This window comes from Streptomyces nanshensis, from assembly GCF_001751255.1.
In the GTDB taxonomy this organism is placed as follows: Bacteria; Actinomycetota; Actinomycetes; order Streptomycetales; family Streptomycetaceae; genus Streptomyces; species Streptomyces nanshensis_A.
The window spans coordinates 1-10,573 of sequence record NZ_LJGW01000301.1; the positions used below are offsets into that span (position 1 = coordinate 1).

Consider the following 10,573-nt stretch of genomic DNA (forward strand, 5'->3'; position numbering starts at 1 on the left):
AGGCGCGCTCGCGCGGTGCGGCGGCCCAGCAGCGCAAGGACGTACGGCGCGGGCGCGCGCCCCGTTCCGGCGCGGGACGCGACGGGCGCGATCCGCTGCCGCTGGGCGCCGCCGTTCGCGGTCTGATCACGGAACGGGGCTGGGAGGTCCCGGCCGCGGTGGGCGGTGTGATGGGGCGCTGGCCGCAGCTCGTCGGCCCGGAGGTGGCACAGCACTGCGAGCCGCAGCACTACGACGAGCAGGAGCGGGTGCTCACGGTGCGCTGCGACTCCACGGCGTGGGCGACGCAACTGCGGCTGCTGGCACCGAAGTTGGTGGCCCGGCTGAACGAGGACCTGGGCGAGGGCACGGTGGCGCTGCTGAAGGTGCGCGGACCGCAGGCGCCGAGCACCCGCAGTGGCCCGCTGCGTGCACCGGGTAGCAAGGGCCCTGGTGACACCTACGGGTGATCCGTGACGGCGCTCACTGTGATCGGGCGTTGACAGGTGGAAGCGCTGAGTGCCCCTGTGAGCGTTCTGGCCCCCCGGTGTGCATATAGGGAGTCGGCGGACGCCAGTTCAGGACGGCACATGCGTACTCAGGCACTCGCAAACCCCCATTCACACTGTCGCCACCGGTACACTGGTGGCGAACCCGCCCCGTTGCGGAACATGTCGAACGACGCAGCCGCTCCACCACCCCGGAGTCGGCCTGTGCTGTGCCAGAAAGGGCGCTTCGTGGCCGATTCCGGCGATCTCAACGAGTACGAGCAGAACTTCACCGACACCGAGGGCGGTGCTGGAGCGGACACCGGGACCGAGGCCGGGCCGGTCGACGGCGCCGGTGCCGAGGTTCCCGCGGTGGGTCCGCCGGTCTCGCCGGTCACCGCGGACGAGGAACCCTCGTACGACGCGAGCGCGATCACCGTCCTCGAAGGGCTCGAGGCGGTGCGCAAGCGTCCCGGCATGTACATCGGCTCGACCGGCGAGCGTGGTCTGCATCACCTCGTGCAGGAGGTCGTGGACAACTCCGTCGACGAGGCCATGGCCGGGCACGCGGACACGATCACCGTGACGCTGCTGGACGACGGCGGCGTGCGGGTCCACGACAACGGCCGCGGCATCCCCGTGGGCATCGTGGCGTCCGAGCAGAAGCCGGCGGTCGAGGTCGTCCTCACGGTGCTGCACGCGGGCGGCAAGTTCGGCGGCGGCGGCTACGCGGTCTCGGGCGGTCTGCACGGCGTGGGCGTCTCCGTCGTCAACGCGCTGTCGCAGCGCCTGGCGGTGGAGATCCGGACCGACGGCCACCGCTGGACGCAGGACTACAAGCTGGGTGTGCCCACCGCGCCGTTGCAGCGCAACGAGGAGACGGGCGAGACCGGTACGACGGTGACCTTCTGGGCGGACCCGGATGTCTTCGAGAGCACGGAGTACTCGTTCGAGACGCTCGCGCGCCGCTTCCAGGAGATGGCCTTCCTCAACAAGGGCCTGACCATCGAGCTGATCGACGAGCGCGCGGAGCACGTCGACGAGGACGGCAACCAGCTCTCCGTCCGCTACCACTACGAGGGCGGCATCGCCGACTTCGTCCGCTATCTCAACTCCCGCAAGGGCGAGTTGGTGCACCCCACGGTGATCGACATGGCGGCCGAGGACAAGGAGCGGCTGCTCTCGGTCGAGATCGCCATGCAGTGGAACAACCAGTACAGCGAGGGTGTGTATTCGTTCGCGAACACGATCCACACCCACGAGGGCGGCACCCACGAGGAGGGCTTCCGCGCGGCGCTGACAGGTCTGATCAACCGCTACGCACGCGACAAGCGGCTGCTGCGCGAGAAGGACGACAACCTCACCGGCGAGGACATCAGGGAGGGCCTGACGGCGATCATCTCCGTCAAGCTCGGCGAGCCGCAGTTCGAGGGCCAGACCAAGACCAAGCTGGGTAACACCGAGGCGAAGACCTTCGTACAGAAGGTCACGCACGAGCACCTCACCGACTGGCTGGACCGCAACCCGAACGAGGCCGCGGACATCATCCGTAAGGGCATTCAGGCCGCGACGGCCCGGGTGGCCGCACGGAAGGCCCGCGATCTCACGCGCCGCAAGGGCCTGTTGGAGACGGCGTCGCTGCCGGGCAAGCTGAGCGACTGCCAGTCCAACGACCCGGCCAAGTGCGAGATCTTCATCGTGGAGGGCGACTCGGCGGGCGGCTCGGCCAAGTCCGGCCGTAACCCGGAGTTCCAGGCGATCCTCCCGATCCGCGGCAAGATCCTCAACGTCGAGAAGGCGCGGATCGACAAGGTGCTGCAGAACGCCGAGGTGCAGGCGCTGATCTCGGCCTTCGGCACGGGCATCCACGAGGACTTCGACATCGCGAGGCTCCGCTACCAGAAGATCATTCTCATGGCCGACGCCGACGTCGACGGCCAGCACATCAACACCCTGCTGTTGACGCTGCTCTTCCGCTTCATGCGTCCGCTGGTGGAGGCGGGGCACGTCTTCCTGTCGCAGCCGCCCTTGTACAAGGTCAAGTGGGGCCGCGACGAGCACCAGTACGCCTACTCCGACCGCGAGCGCGACAGCCTCATCCAGCTCGGCCGCGAGCAGGGCAAGCGGATCAAGGACGACTCGATCCAGCGGTTCAAGGGTCTGGGCGAGATGAACGCCGAGGAGCTGCGCATCACGACCATGGACGCCGACCACCGGGTGCTGCGCCAGGTCACGCTGGACGACGCGGCGGCGGCCGACGACCTCTTCTCCATCCTCATGGGCGAAGACGTCGAGGCCCGGCGCTCGTTCATCCAGCGCAACGCCAAGGACGTCCGCTTCCTCGACATCTGAGCCCGGCACCCGCGTACGCCGGCCCCCGTTGCGCCCGACGCCCGTACACCGCCGCGGAGTCCGGCGCACCGCACACACACCGAAGGACTTGAGCTGAGCAATGGCCGACGAGATCACCCCCACCCCTGACAGCCCCGGCAGCGACGAGGGCGCCGAGCCGGCCGTCGCCGGCGACCCGGCGCCGGTGCAGATCGAGGGCGCGGCCTCGCGCGTCGATCCGGTGAGCCTCGAGACCGAGATGCAGCGTTCGTATCTCGACTACGCGATGAGCGTGATCGTCTCGCGTGCGCTGCCGGACATCCGCGACGGCCTCAAGCCGGTGCACCGGCGCGTGCTGTACGCGATGTACGACGGCGGCTACCGCCCGGAGAAGGGCTTCTACAAGTGCGCCCGCGTCGTCGGCGACGTCATGGGCACGTACCACCCGCACGGCGACACCTCGATCTACGACGCCCTGGTGCGCCTCGCCCAGACCTGGTCGATGCGCATGCCGCTGGTGGACTCCAACGGCAACTTCGGTTCGCCGGGCAACGACCCGGCGGCGGCCATGCGCTACACCGAGTGCAAGATGGCGCCGCTGGCCATGGAGATGCTCCGGGACATCGACGAGCAGACGGTCGACTTCCAGGACAACTACGACGGCCGCAACCAGGAGCCGACGGTCCTGCCGGCCCGCTTCCCCAATCTGCTGATCAACGGCAGCGCGGGCATCGCCGTCGGCATGGCCACCAACATCCCGCCGCACAACCTCCGCGAGGTGGCGGCCGGTGCGCAGTGGTATCTGGAGCACCCGGACGCCTCCAGCGAGGAGTTGCTGGAAGCGCTGATGGAGCGCATCAAGGGCCCGGACTTCCCGACGGGCGCGCTGATCGTGGGCCGCAAGGGCATCGAGGAGGCCTACCGCACGGGCCGCGGCTCGATCCCGATGCGCGCGGTGGTCGAGGTCGAGGAGCTCCAGGGCCGTCAGTGCCTGGTCGTCACCGAGCTTCCGTACCAGGTGAACCCGGATAATCTGGCCCTGAAGATCGCCGAGTTGGTGAAGGACGGCCGGGTCGGCGGCATCGCGGACGTACGGGACGAGACGTCCTCGCGTACGGGCCAGCGGCTGGTGATCGTCCTCAAGCGGGACGCCGTCGCCAAGGTCGTGCTCAACAACCTCTACAAGCACACCGATCTCCAGACCAACTTCGGCGCCAACATGCTGGCGCTGGTGGAGGGCGTACCGCGCACGCTGTCGCTGGACGCCTTCATCCGGCACTGGGTGGCGCACCAGATCGACGTCGTCGTACGGCGTACGCGGTTCCGGCTGCGCAAGGCCGAGGAGCGGGCGCACATCCTGCGCGGTCTGCTGAAGGCGCTCGACGCGATCGACGAGGTCATCGCGCTGATCCGGCGCAGCCAGACCGTCGAGGACGCACGCGGCGGACTGATGGGCCTGCTGGAGATCGACGAGATCCAGGCCAACGCGATCCTGGAGATGCAGCTTCGGCGCCTGGCGGCCCTGGAGCGGCAGAAGATCACCGCCGAGCACGACGAACTCCAGGCGAAGATCGACGAGTACAAGGCGATCCTGGCCTCGCCGGAACGCCAGCGGCAGATCATCGGCGAGGAACTGACCGCGCTGGTCGAGAAGTTCGGCGACGACCGCCGTACGACGCTGATCCCCTTCGAGGGCGACATGTCCATCGAGGACCTGATCGCCGAGGAGGACATCGTCGTCACGATCACCCGTGGCGGCTATGTGAAGCGGACGAAGACGGACGACTACCGCGCACAGAAGCGCGGCGGCAAGGGCGTACGGGGCACGAAGCTCAAAGAGGACGACATCGTCGACCACTTCTTCGTCTCCACGACGCACCACTGGCTGCTGTTCTTCACCAACAAGGGCCGCGTCTACCGCGCGAAGGCGTACGAACTCCCGGACGCGGGGCGGGAGGCGCGCGGCCAGCACGTCGCGAACCTGCTCGCCTTCCAGCCGGACGAGCGGATCGCGAAGATGATCGCGATCCGCGACTACGAGGCGACGCCGTATCTGGTGCTGGCCACCAAGTCCGGCCTGGTGAAGAAGACTCCGCTCAAGGACTACGACTCCCCGCGCTCCGGCGGCGTCATCGCGATCAACCTGCGCCAGATGGAAGACGGCCGCGACGACGAGCTGATCGGCGCCGAACTGGTCTCCCCCGACGACGATCTGCTGCTCGTGAGCCGCAAGGCGCAGTCCATCCGCTTCACGGCGACGGACGACGCACTGCGCCCGATGGGCCGTGCCACATCCGGTGTGAAAGGCATGAGTTTCCGTGAAGGTGACGAACTCCTCTCGATGAACGTCGTGCGGGCGGGTACGTTCGTCTTCACCGCCACGGACGGCGGTTACGCGAAGCGCACCGACGTCGACGAGTACCGCGTACAGGGCAGGGGCGGCCTGGGCATCAAGGCCGCGAAGATCGTGGAGGACCGCGGTTCCCTCGTGGGCGCACTGGTCGTCGAGGCCAACGACGAGATCCTCGCGATCACGCTCGGTGGCGGTGTGATTCGTACACGCGTGAGTGAGGTCAGGGAGACGGGCCGTGACACGATGGGCGTCCAACTGATCAACCTGGGCAAGCGGGATGCGGTCGTCGGTGTCGCACGTAACGCCGAGGCCGGCCGTGAGGCCGAGGAGGTCGAAGCGGTCGTCGAGCCCGGCGGGGTGCCGTCAGCGGATGCGGCGGACCTGCCGGGTGAGCCGGGCGAATCGAGCGAGCCGGACGAGTCGGACGACGAGGAGTAGGGCGTGAGTGGTGCCCAGCCGCAGCCTCATGCGCAGCAGGGGGCCGAGCCGCGGCAACAACAGCCGCAGGAAGCCCAGCCGTTGCCGCAGGCACAGCCCCAGCCGCACCGTCCGCCGCAGGCGTATCCGGCTCCGCCGGTGACCCCGCCGACGGCGGGCATGGGCGGCGGCGCGAACTCGGGCTCGGACCCGAACTCGGGCGCGGGCTCGGGTTCCGGCTCCGGTCCTGGGACAGGGCCGACGGGGCCGACCGGCCCGTCGGGCACGAGTACGGGCGCGGGCTCGGGCACCACCACGGAGACGTCCACCGCGGGCGGCGGCTTCGGCGTCGCCGCGGGGAACGCGGTGCGCCGCCCGCGTACGAGCGCCCGTGCGGTCCCGCGGACCCGCAAGGCGAGGCTGCGGGTGGCCAAGGCAGACCCGTGGTCGGTGATGAAGGTCAGCTTCCTGCTGTCGATAGCGCTGGGCGTCTGCACGATCGTCGCCGTGGCGGTGCTGTGGATGGTCATGAACGCGATGGGCGTCTTCTCCGCCATATCCGGCACGATCAGCCAGGCCACACAGTCCGGCGACGCGAGCGGCGGCTTCGAGATCGAGTCGTTCCTGTCGCTGCCGAAGGTGCTGCTGTTCACGACGGTGATCGCCGTCATCGACGTGGTGCTGGCGACGGCGCTCGCGACGCTGGGGGCCTTCATCTACAACCTCTCCGCGGGCTTCGTCGGCGGCGTCGAGGTCACCCTCGCCGAGGACGAGTGAGCACGGGGAACAGCGGGATCCGCCCCTGACAACGGATTTGGGGGCGCGGATGGAAGTGCGCTAATCTTTCGGTGCAGCGCGGGGCTATAGCTCAGATGGTTAGAGCGCATCCCTGATAAGGATGAGGCCACAGGTTCAAGTCCTGTTAGCCCCACCAGCGAAAGGCCTGTTACTCACGTGAGTAACAGGCCTTTTTGTGTGCGGTCGACGGCGTGACCGCCCCGCGGGTCGTCGTCTCAGGGCGCGTCGATGATCGTGCGGGCGCCCTGGGTGAGGAGGGCCTCGCAGACGCGGGTGCCCAGGGCGGCGGCGTCGTTTCGGCTGGTGGCGTGCAGGCTGGCGCGGGCGGTGCGGGTGCCGTCCGGGGTGAACACCGCGGCGCGCAGCGTGAGTTGGCCGTTCTCGTCGGTGGTGCAGTGGCCCGCGACGGGGGAGCCGCAGTGGCCGCGCAGGCCGTGGAGCATCGCGCGTTCCGCTGTCGCCTCGGCGTGTGTACGCGGGTCGTCGGCGCGGTGCAGCAGGGCGATGACGGCCTCGTCGTCCGCCCGGCACTGCACGGTCAGGACGCCGGCGCCGACGGCCGGCAGCACCTCGTCGAGCGGGAACACCCGGCGGATGCGCCCGGTGAGCCCGAGCCGCATGAGCCCCGCCCTGGCCAGCACCATCGCGTCCGCGTCGAGGACGGGGCGCAGACCGTCCAGCTTCTCCAGGCGCGTGGCGACCGCACCTCGTACGTCCACGACGCGCAAGTCGGGCCGCAGCGCGAGGAGTTGGGCCCGGCGGCGTACGGCGCCGGTGGCGACGGCGGCGCCGGCGGGGAGGTCGTCCAGGGTGGTCACCGGTGAGGCGTCCGGGGCGAGGAGCACGTCGTGGACGTCGTCGCGGGGCAGGGTCGCGGCGGTGACCAGGCCCTCGGGGAGGGGGCGGTCGCCGGGGACGTCCTTGAGGCAGTGCACTGCGACGTCGACCTCGCCGAGTTGGAGCCGCCGGTCGACCTCCTTGACGAAGAGGGCCTTTCCACCGGCGTCCGCGAGCGGTCCGGGCCAGGTGTCGCCGGACGTGGTCGTCGGTACGGTGCGGGTGGCCAGCCCCGGGACGAGGCCGCGCAGGAGCGTCGCGGCGCGTTCCGCCTGGACGAGCGCCATGGGCGAGGCACGGGTGCCGATGCGCAGGGTGCGGCCGGGGAATTCGGGCACGGGATCCTCTCGGCTCGGGTCCGGGTCGCGGTTCCGTCCGGTTCCGGTTTCTGCTCGGACCGGTCCGGCTCGTACGGCTCGTACGGCTCGTACGGCTCGTACAGGGCGTGTACGGGGGCGGGCTCAACGTGGTGTCGCGGCCCGCACATTGGGCCGTGTCGCGCTGTGTGCCGGTGACGATACTGTGAGTTGCCGTCTCAAGATGCGGCATCCGTCGAGGCGGCGCACTCTTTTGGTTATGGCTGCGTCGATCGTCGTGCATCCGCCCTCTCCTTCGGGCGGGCGCCGAATCACCGCTGACAGAGTCGATGGGGACGAGCTCGGACTGGCCCATGGAGTCGCCGATCTGGTCGTGATCCTCCGCCGTGCGGGCCTCGACCCCGACCAGGTACGCCTCGACGATCCGGTGCTGATCGAATGGCGGGGCGGGAAGGCCGATGTGTGGGAATAGACGTGTGGGAGTAGACGCGTGGCTGCGGGGCCGCGCCGCCCGGCGCGCGGGCCGAGATGAGCGCGCCGTGCGGGGTTCGTCGGGACGCCGTCCGCGCTGCTCGGACGGTGCCGGCGCGACGCCCGTACGGTGATCGTCGCCGACCGGGGCGGACTCCGCGGTGGCAGGGGGGCGTTGGGTATCATCGGGCGCCAGATTGGTCCCAACGTCTCTGAGAAGGACGAGGTAGCGCGGTGAAGAAGCTTCTCCTGGTCGCACTGGCCGCCATCGGCGGGCTCCTCGTGTACCGCCAGATCCAGGCGGATCGCGCCGAGCAGGATCTGTGGACGGAGGCGACCGACTCCGTGCCCGCAGGTTCGGGCGTGTGACACCACGAACGTTCGCGTAGCGAGGCCCTGATCGCCCAGGCGGTCGGGGCCTCTTCGCGTCCGCGGGTACGGGCGTGCACGCGCGGATATGCGCGTACCCGCTGTGCGTGCGCGCGTACGGCGGGCGTTGCCGTACTGTGACAGCCACCCCCTTGTCGTGTGCTTAAGCAAACTCTAGTGTCTCGGGCAAAGGAGACCGCGGCACATCTTCGTGCGCGAGGACGGGGGACGCATGAGGGCACGGCGAGGAAGAGGCATCAGCACGGCGGCGGTTGCGGGAGCGTGTGCGGTCGCGCTGCTGTCCGTACCGGCGACGGGGGCGCCCGCGGCATCCGCCTCCGACGACGTTGCATCCGTTGCAGACGACAACGGTGCGTTGGTGATGCTGCTCGACTCCTCCGGATCGATGGCGGACGCGGACGGCTCCGGCAGCACCCGGATCGAGTCCGCGCGCAAGGCCGTCGGCACCGTCGTGGACTCCCTCCCCGACGGCTATCCGACGGGGCTCCGGCTCTACGGTTCGCAGAAGCAGCGGGGCTGTACGGACACCCGGCTCGCGCAGCCCGTACGTCCGCTGGACCGGGCGGGGATCAAGGACGCCGTGGCGAAGGTGCGTCCCAAGGGCGACACCCCCATCGGACACTCGCTGCGCAAGGCCGCCGACGACCTTCCGGCGGCGCCGGCCGGAGCGACCGGCCGCCGCACGATCGTGCTGATCTCGGACGGCGAGGACAACTGCGGCGATCCCCCGCCCTGCCAAGTCGCCCGCGAACTGGGCAAGAAGGGCGTCGGACTGCGGATCGACGCGATCGGCTTCAAGGTGCGCGGCAAGGCCCGCGAGCAACTGGAGTGCGTGGCACGGGCCGGCGGCGGCGCCTACTACGACGCTCCGGACGCGGACGCGCTCGCGCGCCAGTTGCAGCGCGCGGGACGGCTGTCCGTCGACGGCTACCGGCTCAAGGGCAGGAAGATCCGCGGCGGTTCCGACTCCGGAGCGGCCGCGGCGCTCGGCAGTGCCTCCGGGCAGTATCTCGACACCATCGGGCCGGGCGAGAAGCGCTGGTACGCGGTGCGCATGGACGGCGGGCGCACGGCGGACTTCGCCGCGACCGCCGTGCCCGAGCCGGGATCGGCGGTCGGCCGACTCGACGGTCTGCGTACGGAGTTGATCCCTCCGGGGGCGTCCGGCATCGGCTGTGCGTCCGACACCGAGCACTTCGGCCAGGAGGAGGGCGCGGTCCCGCTGGTCTCGTCCGTCAGCCGGATCCCCGGCAGCGGGGGGTCGTCCGGGCAGTGCGACCGGGGGCCGGGCCGCTATCTGCTGACGGTGGAGCGGGACGGCGACGGCGGAGCCGACGGAGATGACGGCGGGAGCGCGAACTCCCGTGCCGCGTCGGCACGCTGGCCGCTGGAGCTGACGTACACGTCCGAGAAGCCGCTGACGAAGGGCACCACGCCCGCCCGCTCGGAGCCCGACCTCGGCGCGGGCGGCGCCGACGCGACGCTTCCGCAGGGCCGCGGCCGGAAGGCCGACGGCGGCACGGGCTTCAACGACGCCGCCAGGATCGGCAGGGGCGTGTGGCGCGACAAGGTGCTGCCGTCGCAGACGCTCTGGTACCGGGTGCCGGTCGGCTGGGGCCAACAGCTCCGCTACGACGTGGAGTTCAGCAACGAGCCGACAGTGGACGGGACCAGCAGGCGGTACTCCTCGATCCGTACCGGCACCTTCACGCCGTACCGGCAGCCGGTCGGCGGTGACGGCGAACTGACCGGCAGCGCCTCCTACGACGGCGAACCGGGCAAGGTCTCCGGCGGTACGGTGCCGGTCTCCTGGACCAACCGGTTCGAGAGCCGGACGCACGTGGTGCCCGTGCACACCGACGGCGACTACTACATCGCGGTCACACTCGGGGCGGACGCCGCCCGCATCGCGGAGAATCCCGACATCGGCGTGACGCTCCGCGTCGACGTCAAGGGAGAGGCCAAGGCAGGGCCGCAGCACAACGCGCCCGCGGCGGACCGCGATCCGGCGGATCCGCACGCCGCGGGCAAGGGCGGCGGCCCGGACGGTGCCGTGCGGGACGGTGCAGGATGGAGCGGTCCGACGGTGCTCGCGGTGGTCGCGGGCGGCGTGGGTCTGCTGCTTCTGGCCGGTCTCGCCTGGTGGTCGGCCGCGGCACGGCGCCGTGGCGGCCGGGACGGCGATGCCGGCG

Annotated in this window: 8 protein-coding genes and 1 tRNA gene; 8 read left to right on the forward strand and 1 reads right to left on the reverse strand. The window is 70.3% G+C overall.

Annotated features, from left to right (window positions below):
- The 5 genes from AN218_RS17750 to AN218_RS17770 form a co-directional block, all read left to right on the forward strand.
- Positions 1-449 (forward strand): DciA family protein (locus tag AN218_RS17750; RefSeq protein WP_070017873.1); only part of this gene is annotated, 449 nt, incomplete at its 5' end.
- A 243-nt stretch (positions 450-692) separates the two neighbouring features.
- Positions 693-2,819, forward strand: a complete 2,127-nt coding sequence (gyrB, locus tag AN218_RS17755) for a DNA topoisomerase (ATP-hydrolyzing) subunit B (protein ID WP_070017874.1) — start codon at positions 693-695, stop codon at positions 2,817-2,819.
- A gap of 100 nt (positions 2,820-2,919) precedes the next feature.
- Positions 2,920-5,589 (forward strand): DNA gyrase subunit A, encoded by a 2,670-nt coding sequence (gene gyrA, locus AN218_RS17760; RefSeq protein WP_070017875.1) that lies wholly within the window; start codon positions 2,920-2,922, stop codon positions 5,587-5,589.
- Between the two features lie 3 nt (positions 5,590-5,592).
- Positions 5,593-6,345 (forward strand): DUF3566 domain-containing protein, encoded by a 753-nt coding sequence (locus AN218_RS17765; RefSeq protein ID WP_420855981.1) that lies wholly within the window; start codon positions 5,593-5,595, stop codon positions 6,343-6,345.
- Between the two features lie 80 nt (positions 6,346-6,425).
- Positions 6,426-6,502: transfer RNA gene (locus AN218_RS17770), tRNA-Ile, on the forward strand.
- A gap of 79 nt (positions 6,503-6,581) precedes the next feature.
- Here AN218_RS17770 and hemC read toward each other — a convergent pair.
- Positions 6,582-7,541, reverse strand: a complete 960-nt coding sequence (gene hemC, locus AN218_RS17775) for a hydroxymethylbilane synthase (protein WP_275936979.1) — start codon at positions 7,539-7,541, stop codon at positions 6,582-6,584.
- A 238-nt stretch (positions 7,542-7,779) separates the two neighbouring features.
- Here hemC and AN218_RS17780 point away from each other — a divergent pair, with 238 nt between their 5' ends.
- From AN218_RS17780 to AN218_RS17785, 3 genes are all read left to right on the forward strand, one after another.
- Positions 7,780-7,992 (forward strand): hypothetical protein, encoded by a 213-nt coding sequence (locus AN218_RS17780; RefSeq protein ID WP_070017876.1) that lies wholly within the window; start codon positions 7,780-7,782, stop codon positions 7,990-7,992.
- A gap of 233 nt (positions 7,993-8,225) precedes the next feature.
- Complete coding sequence (locus tag AN218_RS37530; RefSeq protein WP_003958712.1) at positions 8,226-8,360, forward strand: DLW-39 family protein; 135 nt, start codon at positions 8,226-8,228, stop codon at positions 8,358-8,360.
- Between the two features lie 382 nt (positions 8,361-8,742).
- Positions 8,743-10,573 (forward strand): VWA domain-containing protein (locus AN218_RS17785; protein WP_070017877.1); only part of this gene is annotated, 1,831 nt, incomplete at its 3' end.

Bases quoted from the DNA above. Each gene is read 5' to 3' on its own strand.
- gyrA (WP_070017875.1), top strand. From the start codon at position 2,920: ATGGCCGACGAGATCACCCCCACCCCTGACAGCCCCGGCAGCGACGAG.
- AN218_RS17780 (WP_070017876.1), top strand. From the start codon at position 7,780: ATGGCTGCGTCGATCGTCGTGCATCCGCCCTCTCCTTCGGGCGGGCGC.